We start from the raw sequence: 21,185 nt of genomic DNA, 5'->3' as shown, positions 1-21,185 counted from the left end.
TGCCGAGCGCACCGGTCCGAACAGGAAGGCCCCGCGGGCAGTGCCCGCGGGGCCTTCCCGCATGTCGGGCGGGATGAAGAGGGAGAAAAGAAGAGGGAGATAGGAGAGTGGAGAGGGAGAGAGCGGGGCCTAGCCCAGTCTGCGGGCGGCGCGGCGGAGGTCGTACTCGTGGATGATCGCCTTGGCCTGGCCGTACGAGAGCTCGTGCTCACCGCGGAGCCAGCTGACCTTCTCGTGGAAGTCGATGAGGGAAGGGCCCTCGTCGACGGCGCGGAGCCAGTCGGAGATGTCACGACCGGTGGACTGAGGGATTCTGGAGATCATGTTCCGGTGGGTTTGCTCGGAGAACTCTACGGACATGGGCGCCTCCGGAGGCATGCGACGAGCCTTGTTCTCTTCACGCCACCGTGCCCGACCGTTCGCCCGTTGGCAACAGTGCCGGACGGGCGCGTAGGGTCGCGGCGTGCTCGATACCTCACCGCTGACCGCCGCCGTGGAACGTTTCGCCGACCGGCTCAGGGCGGCCCCGCAGAGCCGCCTCCAGCGCGGAGCCGCCGCCGAGGCCCTGGAGCTGGCCCGCGAGCTCTCGCGGCGCGCACAGGCCCTCGAGGGGCACCCGCACGGGCAGCCCCCGCGCGAGATGCCGGACGCGGGCGTCTTCGTCGTCGGGGATCAGGTGGCCGTGGCCGGCCAGGACCTCGCCGAGGCGCTCCAGGCAGCGGAAACGGCCCCGTCCGCACTGCTGGACGAGGCCGTGACGCTGGTGGAGCAGGCGGAGGTCAGAGCGATGCGATGACCCGGTCCGCGAGGATGTAGACGTTGTTCGCCGGGTTCTCGGCGTCGGCGTCGTCGCCGCCGCAGGAGAAGGTCAGCGCGTACGCACCCGAGATGCCCGAGCCGCCGAGCAGGACCGGCGCGCTGCCCGAGCGCAGGGCCTCCGCGAGGCGCTCGGCGGTCTCCCGGTGCCCCGGGGTCATGCAGAGCGTGGTGCCGTCGGTGAAGACGTACACGTCGAGCGTGCCCAGCGGGCCGGGACGGACGTCCGCGAGCGCGGTACGGGCCTCGGCGAGCTCCTCGAGGCGGCTCACGGTGCGCTCGTGGTCGGCGTTCGGGGACGGCTGGACCGGAACGAAGTCGGGGTGCGAGGGGTGCCGGCGGCGGGCCGCAGCCAGCTCGGGGGAGTCCTCGGGGAACTCGGTGGCCGGCTCCTCGTCGAGGAGCGGCTCCAGGCCCACCATGTCGGCCTGGCGCGGCAGGAAGAGCGGGTTGTCCTCGCCGAGCCCCGGCAGGCCGCCCAGGAGCGAGGGGGCGTCCGCGGCGTCGCGGGCCTCCTGCGCCGCCCAGAAGGCACGCGCCTCGGCCAGCTCGCGCTCGCGCTCCTCGGCAAGGGCCTCGGCCACGGCGGCCCGTATCTCGGCAGCGGGGGTTTCGACGGTGCTGCGGGCGTGCGGGACGGTCGTCCCACGGTGGGTGACCGTCGCGGCGAGCTCGCCGCGCAGGGCCGTGACCTGCTTGCGCAGACCGTGGACTGCGTGCAGCGCAGCAGCGCCCACGGCCGTGGCAGCGGCCGTGGTCAGCAGCAGGGCAAGAGACATGGCGCTCACTGACTAACTCCTGATGTGTTCGGTCCCCCGACTTCCTACATCAGCTTGTCCCGACCTGGGAATGGCGTGCAGTGCATTACGTCACGAATTGGACAGGTCTTTTGGCCCGGAGGTTTAGGCCCCACCGGCCTGACCTGGGGAAAGACAAAACCCCAGGATAAAAGTCACATCCTGGGGGAGATTCGGTCACGGGTCGGCCGCGGCGGGGTTGGACCGCGCGTCAGTACGGGCGCCCCGATACGCGCCCTCCCCAAGTGCCCCTTGGGGTGAGCCTGACCGTGGGTGATCGTTCCGGCTCCGCCGGAACGATCACCCACATCAAAAAGCTGTTGGAGCTCGGGCTCCGGCTCAGCTCAGCCGCTCGCTTGTTTGGCCGCGCTGAGCTTCGCCACCGCTGCGGGCAGGTGCCGCCTTCGTTCCTCAGGCAGCCCCTACCCTCCGCTCCGGCTCAGCTCAGCCGCTCGATCACCATCGCCATGCCCTGGCCGCCGCCCACGCACATCGTCTCCAGGCCGAACTGCTTGTCGTGGAACTGGAGGCTGTTGATCAGCGTGCCGGTGATGCGGGCGCCGGTCATCCCGAAGGGGTGACCCACGGCGATGGCCCCGCCGTTGACGTTCAGCTTGTCGAGGTCGACGCCGAGGTCGCGGTACGACGGGATCACCTGGGCCGCGAAGGCCTCGTTGATCTCGACCAGGTCGATGTCGCCGATGGTCAGGCCGGCCCGCTTCAGGGCCTGCTTGCTCGCCTCGACCGGGCCCAGGCCCATGATCTCGGGGGAGAGGCCGGAGACGCCCGTGGACACGATGCGCGCCAGCGGGGTCAGGCCCAGCTCGCGGGCCTTCGTGTCGCTCATGATGACCAGGGCCGCGGCGCCGTCGTTCAGCGGGCAGCAGTTGCCCGCGGTGACCAGGCCGTCGGGGCGGAAGACGGGCTTCAGGCCCTGGACGCCTTCCAGCGTGACGCCGGCGCGCGGGCCGTCGTCCGTGCTCACGACCGTGCCGTCGGGCGTGGTGACGGGGGTGATCTCCCGCTCCCAGAAGCCGTTCTTGATCGCGGCCTCGGCGAGGTTCTGCGACCGCACGCCGAACTCGTCCATGTCCTGGCGGGTGACGCCCTTGAGGCGGGCCAGGTTCTCGGCGGTCTGCCCCATCGAGATGTACGCGTCGGGGATCAGGCCGTCCTCGCGCGGGTCGTGCCAGGACGCGCCCTCGCTCTGCGCGACGGCCGCGGTACGGGCCTCCGCGTCGGCGAAGAGCGGGTTGTGGGTGTCCGGCAGGCCGTCGCTCGTGCCCTTCACGGACCGGGAGACCATCTCGACGCCGGCCGAGATGAAGACGTCGCCCTCGCCCGCCTTGATGGCGTGCATGGCCATGCGGGAGGTCTGCAGCGAGGACGAGCAGTAGCGCGTGACCGTACAGCCCGGCAGGTGGTCCATGCCCATCTGCACGGCCACGATCCGGCCGAGGTTGTGGCCCTGCTCGCCGCCGGGCAGGCCGCAGCCGAGCATCAGGTCGTCGATCTCGCGCGGGTCCAGCTCGGGGACCTTGGCCAGCGCGGCCTGGATGATCGTGGCGGTGAGGTCGTCCGGGCGGATGTCCTTGAGGGACCCCTTGAAGGCGCGGCCGATGGGCGAGCGGGCTGCGGAAACGATGACGGCTTCGGGCATCACGGCTCCAAGGAGGTGTACGGATTCGGGCAGGACCGCATGTGAAGTTACCGGTCCGTACGGTCGAGGTCACCGCCCTCACCGTGTGACGCGTACCCCATTCCCCGTCCCCGGCCTTTTACCCGGCCCTCTTACGCGGGCCTCCACGCGGCCCCCGCGGGGTCCGACTCCGGCACCCGGCGCCGCCTGCGGTACTTCAGCAGGGCCCACGGGGCGCGGGCCGCCGTGACTTCCGTACCCGCCTGTCCGGCCGCCGCGGAAGCGGCCTTCGCCACCGGCAGCATGTCTTCGTTCCGGGCGATGTCGAGGCGGTCCGCCTCGGGCCACAGGCCCAGCGCCGCGCACACGGTCGGCAGCACCGCCATCGCCGCCGTCGCGTACCCCTCGGCCGACGGGTGGTACGAGTCCGGCCCGAACATCTCCCGCGGATTCGCCGCGAACTCCGGCCCCAGCAGGTCCCCCATCGAGACCGTACGGCCGCCCTGCTCGATCACTCCGATGGTCTGCGCGGCGGCCAGCTGCCGGGACACCCGCCGGGCCACCCAGCGCAGCGGCTGGTAGACCGGCTCGATCGTGCCCAGGTCGGGGCAGGTCCCGACGACCACCTCCGACCCCGCACCGCGCAGCCGCCGGACCGCCGCCGTGAGCAGCCGCACCGACTGGGTGGGCGGCATCCGGCGCGTCACGTCGTTCGCACCGATCATGATCACGGTCACATCGGGGAGGAAGCCCACGTCGTCCAGGATCAGCCGCACCTGCCGGTCGAGGTCGTCGGACATCGCACCCGACTGGGCCACGTTGCGCAGCTCGACCGGGCGCTCGGCCACCGCCGCCAGGCCCGACGCGAGCAGCGCCGCCGGTGTCTGTCTCGCCCGGTGCACGCCCAGTCCCGCGGCCGTGGAGTCGCCCAGCATGGCCAGCCGCAGCGGCTCCGCGCCCGGACCGCCGAACTCCGTGCCGTAGCGGCCGTTCGTCCGCGGCGGATCCGACAGCACGCTGCCCACCGTCCGCTTGGCCAGCTGCACCTCCGCCAGGACCAGCCCGACCGCCGCCGCGCCGAGCAGGCCGATCCCGCCTCCGCCGTAAGCCGCGCCGGCCGCGATCCGGCGCGCCGTCCTCGCCCTCGACACTCTTCCAGCCACCTCCTCGACGCGACCCGGCCGTACGTGGCGTCACACGCCCTCTACCTGCCCCGTACTGCCGGTCGGCCAATCGCTTTCCGCTTACTCTGGCGGTGCCTCCCGGAGAACCCGTGGAGTCCCCTCCTTGGAGAACATGGTGCATTTCCACGACTCGATGATCAGCCTCGTCGGCAACACCCCGCTGGTGAAGCTCAACCGCGTGACCGAAGGTATCCAGGCGACGGTCCTGGCCAAGGTCGAGTACTTCAACCCGGGCGGTTCCGTGAAGGACCGCATCGCCGTACGCATGATCGAAGCGGCCGAGCAGAGCGGTGCGCTCAAGCCGGGAGGCACGATCGTCGAGCCGACCAGTGGCAACACGGGTGTCGGACTCGCCATCGTGGCCCAGCAGAAGGGCTACAAGTGCATCTTCGTCTGCCCTGACAAGGTGTCCATGGACAAGATCAACGTGATGCGCGCGTACGGCGCCGAGGTCGTGGTCTGCCCGACCGCGGTCGACCCCGAGCACCCGGACTCGTACTACAACGTGTCCGACCGCCTCGCGCGAGAGCCCGGCGCCTGGAAGCCCGACCAGTACAGCAACCCGAACAACCCCCGTTCGCACTACGAGACCACCGGCCCCGAGCTGTGGGAGCAGACGGACGGGAAGATCACCCACTTCGTCGCGGGCGTCGGCACCGGCGGCACGATCTCCGGCACCGGCAACTACCTGAAGGAGGTCAGCGGCGGGAAGGTCAAGGTCATCGGCGCCGACCCCGAGGGCTCGGTGTACTCCGGCGGCTCGGGCCGCCCGTACCTCGTCGAGGGCGTCGGCGAGGACTTCTGGCCGACCGCCTACGACCCGAACGTCACGGACGAGATCATCGCGGTGTCCGACAAGGACTCCTTCCAGATGACCCGCCGCCTCGCCAAGGAAGAGGGCCTCCTCGTCGGCGGCTCCTGCGGCATGGCGGTCGTCGCCGCGCTGAAGGCTGCCGAGGGCCTCGGCCCGGACGACGTGGTCGTCGTGCTCCTCCCGGACAGCGGCCGCGGCTACCTGAGCAAGATCTTCAGCGACGAGTGGATGTCCGGACACGGCTTCCTGGAGGACGCGGGCTCCTCGGCGCGCGTCCGCGACGTGCTGGCGGACAAGGAGGGCGCCATGCCGTCCCTGGTCCACATGCACCCGGAGGAGACCGTCGGCGAGGCCATCGAGGTGCTGCGCGAGTACGGCGTATCGCAGATGCCGGTCGTGAAGCCGGGCGCGGGCCACCCCGACGTGATGGCCGCCGAGGTCATCGGCTCGGTCGTGGAGAAGGAGCTGCTGGCGGCGCTGTTCGCGCAGCGCGCCTCGCTCACGGACCCGCTGGAGAAGCACATGAGCGCGCCGCTGCCGCAGGTCGGCTCGGGCGAGCCGGTCGCGGACCTGATGGCCGCGCTGGGCGAGGCCGACGCGGCGATCGTGCTGGTCGAGGGCAAGCCGACCGGTGTGGTCAGCCGTCAGGACCTGCTCGCGTTCCTCGCGCGCACCGCGAAGTAGCCGCTGCGGGCGGCAGGTTCACCCGGACGGGGGGCCTGCCGTCCGCCGGTGGTGCTGCGGTCGCGCAATCGGTACGAGCGCGACACGTCACGGCAGCACCCGCTTAACACGCCTCCGGCACAGTGGTGGTTGTCGGCAAGGGCCCACGGGAAGACACGACGACCCGGCGGGATCCGGCCGGCACCACCGAACGGCGTCACGGACTTCCGGAGCGGCTCCCGGACCCCGTCGGCGCCACGGACGCGGACAACCGGCCCTGACCCGGCCCGTGTCCTTCGCGGGGACCGCCGTCGTCCCGCCCCCCGGGAGACCGGGGGTGCGGCGGTCCCCGCGCAACACCCCTGTACTCAAGGCCCCGAGCGGCTCACGCCCGGCCGGACCGGCGTACGGTCAGCCGTCCCACTCCGACTTCTGCGCACCGCGGCGGGAACGCGACTTGGCCGCGTGGGCGAAGTTGACGCCCAGGATGCCACCCCAGCTGATCAGCAGCCCCGTGACGCCGGCGTTCACGACGCCGATCGCGGAGAGCGGGACCGCGATGGCCAGACTGATGATCCCGAAGCCGTAGCGGGCGCCGAAGGCCGCCGTCGCGTCGGCCGGCTCGCGGGCGCCGCGGGCCGCGGCCGTGCGCTGCTCCGCCAGGCGGCGCCGGACCTGGGTCTGCACCTCGGAGTCCAGGCGGGAGTCGATCTTCGCGAGGAAGGACTCGACGAGCGCCGGTTCGTACTCGGGACCGAGCTCGCGCCGCGCCTGGAGCGTGGCGTCGAGTTCCTTGCGGAGTTCGGCGTCTTCGGCGAGCCCGGGGTTCTGAGCCTGAGCGTTCATGGGTCCACCGTAGGGACGCGCACGGCCGCCGGTCGGTAGGGCTAACCCCCCAATCCGGCGGCCCGCCCGGCCGGCCGCCGGGTCTCGCGGAACGGGCGCCGCTTGCCGTCCTGCATAGATGCATGCAGGCTGCTGCCAGACTGAATGGAGGGGACGGGATGAGCGCGACGAGCGCGACGAGCGGGGCGGGTGACAGCCCGGCCGCACGGCTGCAGAAGCTGTTCGAGGGACACCGGCTCACGCCGACGCAGCGCCGGATCGCCCACTGCATGGTGCGCGGGGCCGCCGACGTGCCGTTCCTGTCGAGCGTCGAGCTCGCGGAGCTGGCCGGGGTGAGCCAGCCGTCGGTGACGCGGTTCGCGGTCGCCCTCGGCTTCGACGGCTATCCCGCCCTGCGCCGCCACCTGCGGGAGGTGGCCCCCGCCGGGCCGCGGCCCGCCGCGGACAGCGATACGTACAACTCCTACCAGCAGGCCGTGCAGGCGGAGATCGAGAACCTTCGCCACCTGTCGGCCCTGCTCGCCGACCCCGCGCCGGTTGCGGAGGCGGGCCGCGTGCTCGCGGCCTCCCGCCCCCTGCCGGTCCTCGGGCTGCGCGCGGCGTCCTCGCAGGCGCGCGGTTTCGGGTACTTCGCGGCGAAGGTCCACCCGGACGTACGACTGCTCGACGAGGGCGGCTCGATGCTGACCGACCGGATCGACGCGGCCCGCTCCGCGGGGGCGACGGCGCTGATCTGCTTCGCCCTGCCGCGGCACCCCCGCGAGGTCGTGGAGGCGCTGGAGTACTCCCGCGCGGCCGGGCTGACGGTGGTCACCGTCGCGGACTCCGCATTCGCCCCGGTCGCCCGCCACTCCGACCTGCTGATCCCGGCCCCGGTGGGCACGGGGCTGGCCTTCGACACGGCCTGTGCCCCGATGCTCCTGGGGCGGGTCCTGCTGGAGGCCATGGCGGACGCCCTGCCCGACGCGCAGGCCCGCCTGGAGGCCTTCGACACGGCGGCCGCCGCGCGGGGCCTGTTCGTGGAGTGACGCCCGCCGCGCCCGGTCCTGCGCGCCGTCCTACGCCCCGTCCAGCAGCGCGTCGGCGTGGCCGCCGCCGGCCTCGGCGACCAGGTCCGAGAGCTGCTGCGCGGGCCGGACCAGGCTGAAGCGGACCCGGCCCGGACCGTCGGTGCGGAAGCCGTGGACCGCGGGGCGGGGCAGGCTGTTGTAGCCGTAGTGGGCCGTGAAGAAGTACGCGCCGGTGTCCGGGGCGACGACGAGGTCGCCCGGGGACAGCAGCGGCAGCGGCCGGTTCTCCGCCAGGAGGTCGCCCGAGAAGCACGCGGGCCCGGCGACGTCCTGCCCCACCGGCTCCCCGGTGCGCGGCAGGCCCTTCGCGTCGTACGCGAGGATCCGCAGCGGCCAGGACGCCGGGGCGTAGACGGTGCGGGTCGCGACCTGCACGCCCGCGTGGGTCAGGGCGATCGGGCGGCCCCCGGAGCTCTTCGTGTACTCGACCCGCGCGATCAGCAGGCCGTGCTTGGCCAGCAGCGACCGGCCGAACTCCGTGACCAGTCCGTACCGCCCCTCGAACAGCCCCGGGACGGCCTCCCGGAGCGCCCCGACGTACTGCGCGTACGTCGGGGTCTGCGCGTCCGAGGTGAAGTTGACGGGCAGCCCGCCGCCGATGTCGAGCGTGTCGATCTGCGTGCGCCCGGCGGCGGTGTTGATCTCCTCGGCCAGCTCCCACACCGCGCGGACGCCCTCGGCGAGCCGGGCCGGCGGCACGCCCTGCGAGCCGGAGTGGGTGTGCAGCCGGGTCAGCCAGGGGCGGTCCAGGACGGCGCGGACGATCCGGGCGCGCGCCCCCTCGTCGCGCAGCGCGAAGCCGAACTTGGACGTGGCGGTGGCCGTGGAGGTGGCGCCGATCGTGCCCGCGCCGGTCTGCGGGTTCACCCGCAGGCCCACGGTGGAGCGGCCGGGTGCCGATGCCATCAGTGCGTCGATGCGCTCCAGCTCCTGGGCGTTGTCGGCGTTCACGGCGATGCCGAGGGCGAGTGCCTCGCGCAGCTCGGCGGGGGTCTTGGCGGGGGAGTCGAGCACGGTCCGCTCCGGAGCGGTGCCGGCGGCCCTGGCCAGGGCCAGTTCCCCCGGGCTCGCCACCTCGCAGCCGATGCCGGCGGCCGCCAGCAGCCGCAGGACGGGCACCAGGGGCGCCGCCTTGACCGCGAAGGAGTGCAGGACGGGGGTGCCGGGCGGCAGCGCGGCGGCGAAGGCGGCCCGGAGGGCGGCGGCGGAGGCCTCGATGCCCGCCGCGTCCAGCAGGCAGACCAGGGGGTCCACGCCATCGGCCCCGCCGACGAGACCCTGCTCGACGGCGGCCCGTACGGCCAGGTCACGGCGCGCGGCGGCGCCTTCGGTCAGCACGTCATCGGCCATGTCCGCCAGCCAATCATCCGGCAGGCCCGGCCGCAGCCGTTGACTACTTCTATTCAGCAGGTAAGGATGTGAATGGATTGACCAACATCGGAGGAGGCACCGCCATGTCAGGACCCCGCCCCGTACGTGCCGCGCGAGGCACCGAGCTCAGCACCCTGGGATGGCAGCAGGAGGCCGCGCTGCGGATGCTCCAGAACAACCTCGACCCCGAGGTCGCCGAGCACCCCGACAAGCTCGTCGTCTACGGCGGCACGGGCAAGGCCGCACGCGACTGGCGCTCGTACGACGCGATGGTCCGCACCCTCCAGACCCTCAAGCAGGACGAGACGATGCTCGTCCAGTCCGGCCGCCCGGTCGGCGTGATGCAGACCCACGAGTGGGCGCCGCGCGTCCTGCTCGCCAACTCCAACCTGGTCGGCGACTGGGCGAACTGGGAGGAGTTCCGCCGCCTGGAGCAGCTCGGCCTGACCATGTACGGCCAGATGACGGCCGGCTCCTGGATCTACATCGGCACCCAGGGCATCCTCCAGGGCACGTACGAGACCTTCGCCGCGGTCGCCGCGAAGAAGTTCGGCGGCACCCTCGCGGGCACCATCACCCTCACCGCCGGCCTCGGCGGCATGGGCGGCGCACAGCCGCTGGCCGTGACGATGAACGACGGCGTCGCGATCTGCATCGACGTCGACCCGCGCGCCATCGAGCGCCGGATCGAGCACCGCTACCTCGACGTGAAGGCCGACAGCCTCCAGCACGCCCTGCAGCTGGCCGTCGAGGCCCGCGACGCGCGCAGGCCGCTCTCCATCGGCCTGCTCGGCAACGCCGCCGACCTGCTCCCGCAGATGCTCGCCGAGGGCGCGCCGATCGACATCGTGACGGACCAGACCTCCGCCCACGACCCGCTCGCCTACCTGCCGACCGGCGTCGACTTCGACGACATGGCCGACTACGCCGCCAAGGACCCGGCGGGCTTCACCACCCGCGCCCGCGAGTCCATGGCCAAGCACGTCGAGGCCATGGTCGGCTTCATGGACGCGGGCGCCGAGGTCTTCGACTACGGCAACTCCATCCGCGGCGAGGCCCAGCTGGCCGGCTACGACCGCGCCTTCGCCTTCCCCGGCTTCGTCCCCGCCTACATCCGCCCCCTCTTCTGCGAGGGCAAGGGCCCCTTCCGCTGGGCGGCCCTGTCCGGCGAGGCCTCGGACATCCACAAGACCGACAAGGCGATCCTCGACCTCTTCCCGGAGAACGAGTCCCTGCACCGCTGGATCAAGATGGCCGGCGAGCGCGTCCACTTCCAGGGCCTGCCCGCCCGGATCTGCTGGCTCGGCTACGGCGAGCGCGACAAGGCCGGCGAGCGCTTCAACGACATGGTCGCGAGCGGCGAACTGGCCGCCCCGCTGGCCATCGGCCGCGACCACCTCGACTGCGGCTCCGTCGCCTCGCCGTACCGCGAGACCGAGGCCATGCTCGACGGCTCCGACGCCATCGCCGACTGGCCGCTGCTCAACGCCATGGTCAACGTCGCCTCCGGCGCCTCCTGGGTCTCCCTCCACCACGGCGGCGGCGTCGGCATGGGCCGCTCCATCCACGCCGGCCAGGTCACCGTCGCCGACGGCACCCCGCTCGCGGGCGAGAAGATCCGCCGGGTCCTCACCAACGACCCCGGCATGGGCGTCATCCGCCACGTCGACGCGGGCTACGACATCGCCGAGACCGTCGCCGACGAGCGCGGCGTCCGCGTCCCCATGCGCGAGGGCGACCAGGCGTGACCTTCCACGAGATGTGGGCCGACCTCGCGCCCATCGGCCGCCACGCGGACTCCGGCGGATACCGCCGGTTCGCGTGGACCGGCGCCGACGCCGACTGCCGGGAGTGGTTCCGGGCACAGGCCGAGGCCCGCGGCCTGACGTACGAGGTCGACCGCAACGGCAACCAGTGGGCCTGGCTCGGCGACCCCCTCGCCGGGGACGCCGTGGTCACCGGCTCGCACCTGGACTCCGTCCCCGACGGCGGGGCCTTCGACGGCCCGCTCGGCGTGGTGTCCTCCTTCGCGGCCCTGGACGAACTGCGCCACAGGGGTGCGGAGTTCACCAGGCCGCTCGCCATCAGCAACTTCGGCGACGAGGAGGGCGCCCGCTTCGGGCTCGCCTGCGTCGGCTCCCGGCTCACCGCCGGGCAGCTGACGCGGGAGAAGGCGTACGAGCTCCGCGATGGCGACGGCACCACCCTGCCGCAGGCCATGGAGGCCGCCGGGTACGACCCCGAGACCCTCGGAGCCGACCCCGAACGCCTCTCCCGCATCGGCGCCTTCGTCGAACTGCACGTGGAACAGGGCCGCGCCCTCGACCTCTCCGGCGACCGCGTCGGCATCGCCTCCGCGATCTGGCCGCACGGCCGCTGGCGGTTCGACTTCCACGGCGAGGCCAACCACGCGGGCACCACCCGCCTGGAAGACCGCCGCGACCCGATGCTCACGTACGCCGCAACCGTCCTCGCCGCCCGCGAGGAGGCCCGGCTCGCCGGCGCCGTGGCGACCTTCGGCAAGATCTCCGTCGAACCGAACGGCGTCAACGCCATCCCCTCGCTGGTGCGCGGCTGGCTCGACTCCCGGGCCGCCGACCAGGCAGCCCTGGACACCGTCGTCACGGCCATCGAGAAGGCCGCCCGGGAGCGCGCCGAGCGCGACGGCATCGACCTGCGGATCGTGCGCGAGTCCTTCACCCCCGTCGTGGAGTTCGAACACGCCCTGCGCGACGAGCTGGCCCGGATCCTCGGCGGATCCGTCCCCGTCCTCGGCACCGGCGCGGGACACGACGCCGGAATCCTCTCCGGATCGGTCCCGACCGCGATGCTGTTCGTACGCAACCCCACCGGCGTCTCGCACTCCCCGGCGGAATTCGCCGCGGAGGACGACTGCATCGCCGGTGTCCTCGCCCTCGCCGACGTACTGGAAGGTCTCGCGTGCAGGTGAAGACATTCTGGCTGGAGCACGCCTGGCTCGGCACGCACGTCGAGCCGGGCGTCGCCCTGGACGTGGCCGACGGCCTGATCTCCGCCGTCCGCACCGGGGTGGACACGCCCCCGCCAGGCGCCGAGGTCCTGCGCGGCCTGACGGTCCCCGGCCTCGCCAACGCGCACAGCCACTGCTTCCACCGGGCGCTGCGCGGCACCGTACAGGTCGGCTCCGGGACCTTCTGGACCTGGCGCGAGATCATGTACGGCGTCGCCCAGAACCTCACCCCCGACTCGTACTACACGCTCGCGCGCGCCGTGTACGCGGAGATGGCCCTCGCCGGCATCACGGCCGTGGGTGAGTTCCACTACCTCCACCACGCGCCCGGCGGCACCCCCTACGACGACCCCAACGCCATGGGCGAGGCCCTGATCGCGGCCGCCGCCGAAGCCGGCATCCGCATCACCCTCCTCGACACCGCGTACTTGTCCGCAGGCTTCGGAGAACCGCCCCAGCCGCACCAGCTGCGCTTCTCCGACGGCACCGCCGAAGCCTGGGCCGAGCGCGCCGCCGCCCTCAAGGGCCGCGACCACGCCCGGATCGGCGCCGCCGTGCACTCCGTGCGCGCCGTGCCGGCCGACCAGCTGACCACCGTCGCCCGCTGGGCCGAGGAGCGCCGCGCCCCGCTGCACGTCCACCTCTCCGAGCAGACCGCGGAGAACGACGCCTGCCAGGCCGCCCACGGCCGCACCCCGACCCGGCTGCTCGCCGACCACGGCGTGCTCGGCCCGCACACCACCGGCGTCCACAACACGCACCTCACCGACGAGGACATCGCGCTCCTCGGCGGCACCAGCACCGGCACGTGCATGTGCCCCACCACCGAACGCGACCTCGCCGACGGCATCGGCCCGGCCGTCCGCCTCCAGCAGGCCGGCAGCCCGCTCTCGCTCGGCAGCGACAGCCACGCCGTCATCGACCTGCTGGAAGAAGCGCGCGCGATGGAGCTCAACGAGCGCCTGCGCAGCCGTACCCGCGGCCACTGGACCGCCGCCGCGCTGCTGCGCGCCGCCACGGCCGACGGCCACGCCGCCCTCGGCTGGACCGAAGCGGGCGCCCTGGAGCAGGGCCGGCTCGCCGACTTCACGACGATCGCCCTCGACTCCGTCAGGACGGCGGGCCCGGTGCCGCGCCTCGGCGCCGAGACGGCCGTCTTCGCGGCCTCGGCCGCGGACGTCCGGCACACCGTGGTCGGCGGCCGGCACGTCGTCCGCGACGGCCACCACACCCTGGTCCCCGACGTCCCGTCCGCCCTGGCGTCCGCCATCGCGGCCGTGCGGAGCTGACGCCCACCCGCCCTCCCACCGTCCCCGGGGCCGGGGCGCAGCCCCGGTTTCGGGAAGGGGAGGGGTGGGGGAGCAAACCACTCGACCATCGCGAGGAACCATGACCACCACAGCAATCACCAACATCGGCAGCCTCGTCACCAACGACCCCGCCCTCGGCGACGGCTCCCCCCTCGGCCTGATCCAGGACGCGGCCGTGGTCATCGAAGGCGACACCGTCACCTGGGTCGGCGAAGCCGCCAAGGCCCCGGCCGCGGACGCGGCGTACGACGCCCAGGGCCGCGCGGCCATCCCCGGCTTCGTCGACTCCCACAGCCACCTCGTCTTCGCGGGCGACCGCACCGCCGAGTTCAACGCCCGCATGTCCGGCCGCAGCTATTCCGCCGGAGGCATCCGCACCACCGTGGCCGCCACCCGCGCCGCCTCCGACGAGCAGCTCGAAGCGAACCTGCTGCGCCACCTCCACGAGGCCCGCCGCCAGGGCACGACCACCTTCGAGACCAAGTCCGGCTACGGCCTGACCGTCGGGGACGAGGCCCGCGCCCTGCGCATCGCCGCCGCCCACACCGACGAGGTCACCTACCTCGGCGCACACATCGTCTCGCCCGACTACGCCGACGACCCGGCCGCCTACGTCGACCTCGTCACCGGCGAGATGCTGGACGCCTGCGCCCCGTACGCCCGCTGGGTGGACGTGTTCTGCGAGAAGGGCGCGTTCGACGGGGACCAGGCCCGCGCGATCCTGACCGCCGGGCGGGCCAAGGGCCTCGTCCCGCGCATCCACGCCAACCAGCTCTCCCACGGCCCCGGAGTGCAGCTGGCCGTGGAGCTGGAGGCGGCGTCCGCCGACCACTGCACCCACCTGACCGACGCGGACGTCGACGCCCTCGCGCAGTCGTCCACGGTCGCCACCCTGTTGCCGGGCGCGGAATTCTCCACCCGCGCGCAGTGGCCCGACGCGCGCCGCCTGCTCGACGCCGGAGCGACCGTCGCCCTGTCCACGGACTGCAACCCCGGCTCCTCCTACACCAGCTCCATGCCCTTCTGCATCGCCCTCGCCGTCCGGGACATGGGCATGACCCCGGACGAGGCCCTGTGGTCCGCCACCGCGGGCGGCGCCCGCGCCCTCCTCCGCACCGACATCGGCGTGCTGACCCCGGGATCCCGCGCGGATCTGGCCCTGCTCGACGCCCCCAGCCACGTCCACCTCGCGTACCGCCCGGGCGTCCCGCTCGTCTCCGCCGTGTGGCAGCGGGGTGACCGGGTGCTCTGACCGGGCGCCCGATCCGGGCCGTCCTTTGTCTTCCCTCGGCAAGGTCCCAGGCGTACCTTGGCGCCCAATCTGACGTTGAGTCAGGAACTTTGGCCCGAGGGAGACGCAGAGGTGTCCAAGCAGCAACGCTCCGCCGCGCTGGCGCTGGCAGCGGCGCTGGCCGGTACGGCGGTACTGGCGGCCGCCCCCGTCGCCCACGCCGACGTCGTGGACGTCAAGTACGACTGCAAGACGCCGATCGGTCCAAAATCGGCGGTCTCGCCGATCGACATCACGGCAGTCAAGACGGGCAACGCCTACAAGCTGACGATGTCCTTCCAGAAGGGCGTCTCCTCCAGCCCGATCGAGCTCGGCAAGGGCGCGATGAACCCGAGCGCCGTGATCCGGGTCGGCGGCGCGGAGACCGGTACCGTCGCGGTCTCCGGGCCGCCGAACGCCGCGGCCGCGCCCGCCAACACCCCCATCAAGATCAGCGACCTCTCCGGCACGTACACCCCGAAGAGCAGCGGCAAGGTCACCTTCACCCCGGGCGTCCTGACCATCAAGGCCCTGATGACGGTCACGACCTGCACCCCCGGCAACAGCCCCGGGCCCGCCCTGGAACTGGACGTCACGGCCGCGGGCGGCGGCAAGGAGACCGCCGCCAACCCCGCCGGCAAGACCGGGACCCTGCCCCAGACCGGCCCGATGGACTCCGCGCTCGCCCTCGGCACCCTCGGCGGCACCGTCCTGCTCTCGGGTGCCGCGGGCGTCCTCTGGCTCACCCGCCGCGGCCGGCACGCGCGGGTCTGACCGGAGGACGAGGGGGACCGGCCATGCCGTCGCGCACCAGCCGCACCAGCCGTAGCAGCCGCACCGGCCGTGCCCACCGCCCCGCGGCCCGTCGTGGCGCACCCTCCGCCGTGGGGGCCGTCGCGGCCGTCCTGGCCGCCGTCGGCGTGCTGCTGGGCGCACCCGGGCAGGCCCGGGCGGAACCCGGCTGGACCGCCGCCCCCGCCGCGGGCGCCGCCACCCGCCCCGGCAGCGGCGACGAACGCCCGTACTTCTACCTCCAGGGCGTACCCGGCACCGTGCTGGAGGACCGGCTCGCCCTGTCCAACCCCTCCGACCGGCCGCGCACCGTCACCCTGCGCGGGGCCGACGCGTACAACGCCCCCGGCGGCGCCCTCGCGGTCCGCCCCGCGGCGGGATCCACCGGTGCCGGGGCCTGGATCCGCTTCGCCGACACCCGCGTGGAGATCCCGCCGCGGACCCGGGCCGTGGTCCCCTTCACCGTCACCGTGCCGCCCGCAGCGGTCCCCGGCGACCACCCGGCCGCGGTCGTGGCCTCCGAGGGCGGCCGGGAGGCCGGGGTCCGCATCCAGCTGCGCGTCAGCGGCCCCACCCTGTCGGCGCTCACCGTCGAGGACGTCGCCGTGACCGGCGCGGGCGGGGCGGCCGTCATCCGGTACGCGCTGGTCAACCGCGGCAACACCGTCCTGGCCCCGCAGCTCGCGGTCCGCGCCGAGGGAGTCTTCGGGGAGCTGCCCGGCCCCCCGGCCCGCGCGCTGCCCCTGGAACTGCTGCCCGGCCAGCGGGTCGAGCTGACCGAACGCTGGCCCGGGGCACCGGCCTTCGATGCCGTGGACCTCACCCTCACCGTCACCGCGGGCGGCGGGGCGCGCGCGACGGGCACGGCCGGGGCGCGGTTCGTGCCCTGGGGAGCGGTGGCCGGGACCGGCGCGGGGCTGCTGGGCCTCGGCGCGGTCGCGCTGCTGCTCGTACGCACCGCACGGGCCCGGCGGGCGGCGGCGGGCGGGCCGACGGCGCAGCCCGCAGAGCCCGCGCGGGCGCCGGAAGGTGCCGGGACGGACGAGACCGGGCGGGCCGGACGGCCGGCTCCGGAAGCCGAGTTGACGGGAGCGGTCGGGTGAGCGGCGAGGTCGGGCTCCGGTTCCGGGGACGCAGGACGGGCCGGTGCGCACCGCGCGCGGCGTACGTACGGTGCACGCGGTGCGTGGGGTACGGGCTGACGGCCCTCGCCCTGGCCCTGCTGGCCGCGCTCGCGGTCGCCCTGCCCGCCGCCCCGGCGGCCGCGGCCGAGGGCAGGCCCGCCGTCGAGCTCTCGCTCCAGGAGGTCGCCAAGGGCACGGAGGTCACCGTCGCAGGCACCGGCTGGCGCCCCCGCACCCTGCTGACCCTGCTGGTCTGCGGACAGAACATGATCGGCGGCACCAACAGCTGCGCCAACGCCGACGGCCGGGCCGTCACCACCGACGACCTCGGCCGCTTCGGCAAGCAGCTGCCCGTGGTCGCGCCGCCCAAGCCCTGCCCCTGCGTGGTGGCGGTGGCCACGGTCACCGGGGACCAGGCGCAGGTGCAGGTTCCGCTCGAGATCACCGACCATCCCGTGGCGGCCCTCCCCTCGCAGACCGGCACCGCCCGGCTGGCGGTCCTCGCGGCCGCGCGGCTGGAGGGCGAGGACGGCGTCCTCACCTGGTTCGGCGCCCCGCCCTCCCGCACCCTCGTCGTCACCGTCGGCAACCTCGGCTCGGCGCCCGTCAAGGACCCCGTCTTCCAGGTCGGCACCTCCCACGGGGTGTTCGCGCCGGTCTGGGAGGAACAGCAGTGGCGCGGCACCGTCCCGCCCGGCGCGAAGGCCCGTATCGAGCTGAAGACCTCGCTGACCGCGGGCGCCCACGGCGACTACACCGTCTCGCTCAAGTACGGCGAGAAGCTCCTCGTGGTGCAGCCCTGGGGGGTGGACCGGCCGTACGGGGTGACGCTCTTCTGGATCCTGCTGTGCGTGGTGGTCCCGGCCGGGCTCTTCCGCATCGGCATGGCCGTCGTCGACCGGGTGCGGCCGCGCACCGGCGCGGGCGGACGGCACCGCGGGGCGGCCAGGCTCCCGGAGGCGGCCGCGGCGGTCACGGCGAAGCTCCCGCGGATCCCGGCGCGCGCGCCGAAGCAGCCGGTGCCCGCGGCGCAGGCCCCCGAGACCCCCACGGCGGCCCTGCCGTGGTTCACCCCGGACAGCGCGCCGGGAGCGCAGGCACCACAGACGTCCGCACCGTCTGAGAACCGTTCCATGACGAAGGGACACCAGTGAAAACCCAACGGAGGGTGAGCGCGGCGGCCGTCGCGCTGCTGCTCGGCGGCGCGGGCATCTTGATGGTGGCCACGCCGGCCCAGGCGGCGGAGATCACTTTCAAGGTCAAGTGCGTGCCGCCGGCAGGCGGCGGCGGGCCGGTGGAGGGCGAGACCACCGCCAGGATCACGGCACCGGCCACCGCGAAGGTCGGCGACGAGGTCGAGGTGGTCTGGAAGACCGTCAAGCCGGCCTCGAACAACACCGACCTGATGGACATCCCGCAGGACGCGGTCCAGCCCACCGGGTGGCTGACGGTCGGCGGCGGGATGGGCGAGCTCAAGCTGGTCGGCGAGAAGAAGAACCCGCCGATCCCCAAGAAGGCCCCCATGGTCATGTCCGACATGAAGGGGAAGCTCAAGCTGACCAAGGCCGGCAAGATCACGCTCACTCCGGCCAAGTACGACGTGGCGGTCACCTTCTCCTTCGGCACGTTCACCACGAAGTGCGCGCCGGTGGGTACGGTCTCGACGGCCCACACCATCACGGTGACGGGCGGCTCCAGCGGCGGTACGACGTCCGGCACGACGTCGGGGACCACGTCCGGCACGACGTCCGGAACCACCTCGGGCACGACGTCCGGAACCACCTCGGGTACGACGTCCGGAACCACCTCGGGTGCGACGTCCGGGACGACCGCCGGAACCACGTCCGGTACGACCTCGGGCACCACGTCCGGAACCACCGCCGGCACCGGCGGCCCCAGCGACGTCGCCGGCAAGGCGGTCACCGTCACCTACGACTGCAAGCCGTTCGTCCAGGAGGCGATCAAGGCCCCCGCCACCATCAACGCCAAGAAGAGCGGTGGCAGCTGGAACCTCACCGTCAAGACCGGCAAGGGCATCATGAAGAGCCCGGCCGACCTCGCCGCGGGCGCCCTCAAGCCGTCCATGAAGATCAAGCTCGGCGGTGCGGACAGCGGCACGGTCGACGTCAGCGGTCCGGCGAACACCACCGCCGTCAAGGCCGGCGACCCGGTCGACCTCGCCGACATGACCGGCACCTACAAGCCCGGCAAGTCCGGCAAGGTCACGCTGAGCCCCGACGAGCTGCTCATCACCGTCTCCGGCAGCATCAAGGTGCCCTGCAAGGCCGTCAGCAGCGGAGTCTCCGTCGAGCTGGACACCGCCGCCCAGCCGGGCGGCAGCGCCGGCACGACCGGCACCTCCGGCAACTCCTCCGGCAACGGCAGCACCACCGAAGGCCTCGCCGAGACCGGCGCGGGCGACGACGGCGGCATCAAGGCCCTCGCCCTGGTCGCGGGCACGGTGATCCTGCTCGGCGGCGCGGTGTTCACCTTCACCCCGTGGCGCCGCCTGCGCGGCACCCGGTAACGCGCCCGCAGGGGCCCGGACACGGGAACGGCCCGGCACACCTGGTGGTGTGCCGGGCCGTTCCCGTGCCGCAGGGGGAGTGCGTCAGTGCACGTCACCCATCAGCGCGTTGACCTTCTTGCGGTACATGAAGATCGCGACACCGGCGAGCACGGCGGCGAACGCCTCGAAGGCGACCACGCCGACGCCGTTCAGCTTCACGTCGGCCAGGCCGAGCAGACCCGTGATGCAGTCACCGGCGGTGACGGCCAGGAACCACACGCCCATCATCTGGGAGGCGTACTTCTGCGGGGCCATCTTCGTGGTGACGGAGAGGCCGACCGGGGAGAGGCACAGCTCGGCGACGGTGTGCATCAGGAAGATCAGCACCAGCCACCACATGGTGACCTTGGTGTCGGTGCCTGCGGTCTGGCTGAGCGGGATGCAGAACACGAAGAACGAGGCGCCGACGATGACCAGGGCGATCGAGAACTTGACGATCGTGCTGGGCTCGCGGTTGCGGCGGGCGAGGGCCAGCCACATCCACGCGAACAGCGGGGCCAGCAGCACCACGAAGAACGGGTTCAGGGACTGGAAGAGGACGTTCGGGAGCTCCCAGCCGAACAGGCCGCGCTCGGAGTTGTCGCTGCCGAACAGAGAGAGCGTCGAGCCGCCCTGGTCGTAGATCATCCAGAACACGGCGGCGGCCACGAAGAACCAGATGAAGGCGCTCATCTTGGTCTGCTCTTCGGAGCTCAGGTCCTTGTCCCGCCTGATCCGGGTGAGGACGGCGACCGGGATGACCAGGCCGGCGATCGTGATCGGGTACAGCGCCCACTTGATGGTGAACATGTCCAGCGCGACCACGGCGCCGTAGAACACGGCGACGGCGAGGACGGCGAAGACGCTCTTGCGGATGACGTTGTCGCGCTCCGCGGCCGTCAGCGGGTTCGGGACGACGCTGCTCTGCGGGTTCAGGGTGTGGCCGAACGCCAGGAAGAACACCAGGCCGAGGCCCATGCCCACGGCGGCGAGGGCGAAGCCCAGGTGCCAGTTGACGAGCTCGCCGACCATGCCGATGCCGACCGGGGCCAGGAGGGCGCCCAGGTTGATGCCGACGTAGAAGATCGTGAACCCGCTGTCGCGGCGCACGCCGTCCTTGCCCGCGTACAGGTGGCCGACCATCGTGGAGATGTTGGCCTTGAGCAGACCGGAGCCGATCGCGACCAGCAGCAGACCGATGAAGAACGCGATCTGGCCGGGCAGCGCGAGCGACACGTGGCCCGCCATGATCACGAAAGCGGCGATGGTGACCGTCTTGCGGGCGCCCCAGACGCGGTCGCCGAACCAGCCGCCGGGCATGGCCATCAGGTAGACCATGGCCACGTAGACGGAGTAGATCGCCGTGGCCGTCGCCGCGGTGTATGCCAGCCCGCCGCCCTGGCTGCCCTTCGCGGCGTCGACGCCGCCGGAGACCAGGTACAGGACGAGGAGCGCACGCATGCCGTAGTAGGAGAACCGCTCCCACATCTCGGTCATGAACAGCGTGGCCAGGCCGATCGGGTGGCCGAGGAAGGTCTTCTCGTGAGCGGCGCTCGGCGAGTCCTTCGTCAGGCTGGAAGCCATGGTCGATCCTTGCTTGCTCGGGACGCCGCGCCTCGTGAGCTCGTCGGCGCCCGGTGGGGGGTGGCCGGCACCGGCGGGGGAAGGCTCCGCACCCCACGCCCAGGGGTCCCGCTCCGTTGTACGGCGCGGAGGAACAGTCCCTACCGGGATCCACGCCCGGCTCGCGTCGTTGCGTGCAGGGCCCGGCCCACAGGTCGTTCGCTGCCCGGGAACCGGACGGGGCCTTCCAGAAGGCTGTCGGTCCGGCTCGGACAGAAATAGAGACCTTCGACCGCGATTACGGCACAAAGGTCCCCGGGTAGTGCATCAGGCGTCTCGCCACCATACGACACGACACTGCCGGATATGGAAGGACTTGAGATATGGAT

General features: G+C 72.8%; 18 protein-coding genes. 11 read left to right on the top strand and 7 right to left on the bottom strand.

Annotated elements, in window-relative coordinates; translation table 11 throughout:
- Window positions 1–129: 129 nt before the first annotated feature.
- Window positions 130–360: a DUF4287 domain-containing protein gene (locus tag ACZ7H1_RS13805; RefSeq protein WP_470786426.1), complete on the bottom strand. Its 231-nt coding sequence runs from the start codon at window positions 358–360 to the stop codon at window positions 130–132.
- A gap of 103 nt (window positions 361–463) precedes the next feature.
- Here ACZ7H1_RS13805 and ACZ7H1_RS13800 point away from each other — a divergent pair, with 103 nt between their 5' ends.
- Window positions 464–796, top strand: coding sequence for a hypothetical protein (locus ACZ7H1_RS13800; RefSeq protein WP_470786424.1), 333 nt, complete (start codon window positions 464–466; stop codon window positions 794–796).
- Here the strand turns inward: ACZ7H1_RS13800 and ACZ7H1_RS13795 are convergent.
- From ACZ7H1_RS13795 to ACZ7H1_RS13785, 3 genes are all read right to left on the bottom strand, one after another.
- Complete coding sequence (locus ACZ7H1_RS13795) at window positions 780–1,595, bottom strand: hypothetical protein (protein WP_470786641.1); 816 nt, start codon at window positions 1,593–1,595, stop codon at window positions 780–782. The two genes, ACZ7H1_RS13800 and ACZ7H1_RS13795, sit on opposite strands and share 17 nt — an antisense overlap.
- Window positions 1,596–2,052: 457 nt before the next feature.
- Window positions 2,053–3,273: an acetyl-CoA C-acetyltransferase gene (locus tag ACZ7H1_RS13790; RefSeq protein ID WP_470786423.1), complete on the bottom strand. Its 1,221-nt coding sequence runs from the start codon at window positions 3,271–3,273 to the stop codon at window positions 2,053–2,055.
- A 131-nt stretch (window positions 3,274–3,404) separates the two neighbouring features.
- Window positions 3,405–4,403 carry an SGNH/GDSL hydrolase family protein gene (locus tag ACZ7H1_RS13785; RefSeq protein ID WP_470786421.1) on the bottom strand — a complete coding sequence of 333 codons (999 nt, stop codon included), beginning with the start codon at window positions 4,401–4,403 and terminating at the stop codon, window positions 3,405–3,407.
- Window positions 4,404–4,551: 148 nt separating this feature from the next.
- On the opposite strand from ACZ7H1_RS13785, the gene ACZ7H1_RS13780 reads away from it, so the two are divergent.
- Window positions 4,552–5,934, top strand: a complete 1,383-nt coding sequence (locus ACZ7H1_RS13780; RefSeq protein WP_470786639.1) for a cystathionine beta-synthase — start codon at window positions 4,552–4,554, stop codon at window positions 5,932–5,934.
- A gap of 390 nt (window positions 5,935–6,324) precedes the next feature.
- On the opposite strand, the gene ACZ7H1_RS13775 is transcribed toward ACZ7H1_RS13780, so the two are convergent.
- Window positions 6,325–6,759 carry a hypothetical protein gene (locus tag ACZ7H1_RS13775; protein ID WP_470786420.1) on the bottom strand — a complete coding sequence of 145 codons (435 nt, stop codon included), beginning with the start codon at window positions 6,757–6,759 and terminating at the stop codon, window positions 6,325–6,327.
- Window positions 6,760–6,917: 158 nt separating this feature from the next.
- On the opposite strand from ACZ7H1_RS13775, the gene ACZ7H1_RS13770 reads away from it, so the two are divergent.
- Entirely contained in the window at window positions 6,918–7,787 is an 870-nt protein-coding gene (locus ACZ7H1_RS13770; RefSeq protein ID WP_470786418.1) for a MurR/RpiR family transcriptional regulator, read from the top strand.
- 30 nt (window positions 7,788–7,817) lie between these two features.
- Here the strand turns inward: ACZ7H1_RS13770 and ACZ7H1_RS13765 are convergent, their stop codons facing one another.
- Window positions 7,818–9,179: a type III PLP-dependent enzyme domain-containing protein gene (locus tag ACZ7H1_RS13765; RefSeq protein WP_470786416.1), complete on the bottom strand. Its 1,362-nt coding sequence runs from the start codon at window positions 9,177–9,179 to the stop codon at window positions 7,818–7,820.
- Window positions 9,180–9,283: 104 nt separating this feature from the next.
- On the opposite strand from ACZ7H1_RS13765, the gene hutU reads away from it, so the two are divergent.
- The 8 genes from hutU (at window position 9,284) to ACZ7H1_RS13725 (ending at window position 19,212) form a co-directional block, all read left to right on the top strand.
- Complete coding sequence (gene hutU / locus ACZ7H1_RS13760; protein ID WP_470786414.1) at window positions 9,284–10,948, top strand: urocanate hydratase; 1,665 nt, start codon at window positions 9,284–9,286, stop codon at window positions 10,946–10,948.
- Window positions 10,949–10,959: 11 nt separating this feature from the next.
- Complete coding sequence (locus ACZ7H1_RS13755; RefSeq protein WP_470786637.1) at window positions 10,960–12,150, top strand: allantoate amidohydrolase; 1,191 nt, start codon at window positions 10,960–10,962, stop codon at window positions 12,148–12,150.
- Window positions 12,141–13,478, top strand: coding sequence for a formimidoylglutamate deiminase (locus tag ACZ7H1_RS13750; RefSeq protein ID WP_470786412.1), 1,338 nt, complete (start codon window positions 12,141–12,143; stop codon window positions 13,476–13,478). The genes ACZ7H1_RS13755 and ACZ7H1_RS13750 overlap by 10 nt, the downstream gene beginning before the upstream one ends.
- A gap of 100 nt (window positions 13,479–13,578) precedes the next feature.
- Window positions 13,579–14,751, top strand: a complete 1,173-nt coding sequence (gene hutI, locus ACZ7H1_RS13745) for an imidazolonepropionase (RefSeq protein WP_470786410.1) — start codon at window positions 13,579–13,581, stop codon at window positions 14,749–14,751.
- A 111-nt stretch (window positions 14,752–14,862) separates the two neighbouring features.
- The gene (locus tag ACZ7H1_RS13740) at window positions 14,863–15,543 is read left to right on the top strand and encodes an LPXTG cell wall anchor domain-containing protein (RefSeq protein WP_470786408.1); all 681 of its coding nucleotides are present in this window, start codon (window positions 14,863–14,865) and stop codon (window positions 15,541–15,543) included.
- Between the two features lie 23 nt (window positions 15,544–15,566).
- Window positions 15,567–16,664 (top strand): hypothetical protein, encoded by a 1,098-nt coding sequence (locus tag ACZ7H1_RS13735; RefSeq protein ID WP_470786407.1) that lies wholly within the window; start codon window positions 15,567–15,569, stop codon window positions 16,662–16,664.
- 83 nt (window positions 16,665–16,747) lie between these two features.
- The gene (locus ACZ7H1_RS13730; RefSeq protein WP_470786406.1) at window positions 16,748–17,839 is read left to right on the top strand and encodes a hypothetical protein; all 1,092 of its coding nucleotides are present in this window, start codon (window positions 16,748–16,750) and stop codon (window positions 17,837–17,839) included.
- Between the two features lie 14 nt (window positions 17,840–17,853).
- Entirely contained in the window at window positions 17,854–19,212 is a 1,359-nt protein-coding gene (locus ACZ7H1_RS13725) for a hypothetical protein (protein WP_470786404.1), read from the top strand.
- Window positions 19,213–19,296: 84 nt separating this feature from the next.
- Here ACZ7H1_RS13725 and ACZ7H1_RS13720 read toward each other — a convergent pair whose 3' ends face one another.
- A complete protein-coding gene (locus tag ACZ7H1_RS13720) occupies window positions 19,297–20,817 on the bottom strand; it encodes a peptide MFS transporter (protein ID WP_470786403.1) in 1,521 nt (506 codons plus the stop codon).
- Window positions 20,818–21,185: the final 368 nt, after the last annotated feature.

This window comes from Streptomyces sp. NPDC037401, from assembly GCF_055602345.1.
This window is presented reverse-complemented; position numbering and strand designations above follow the sequence as displayed.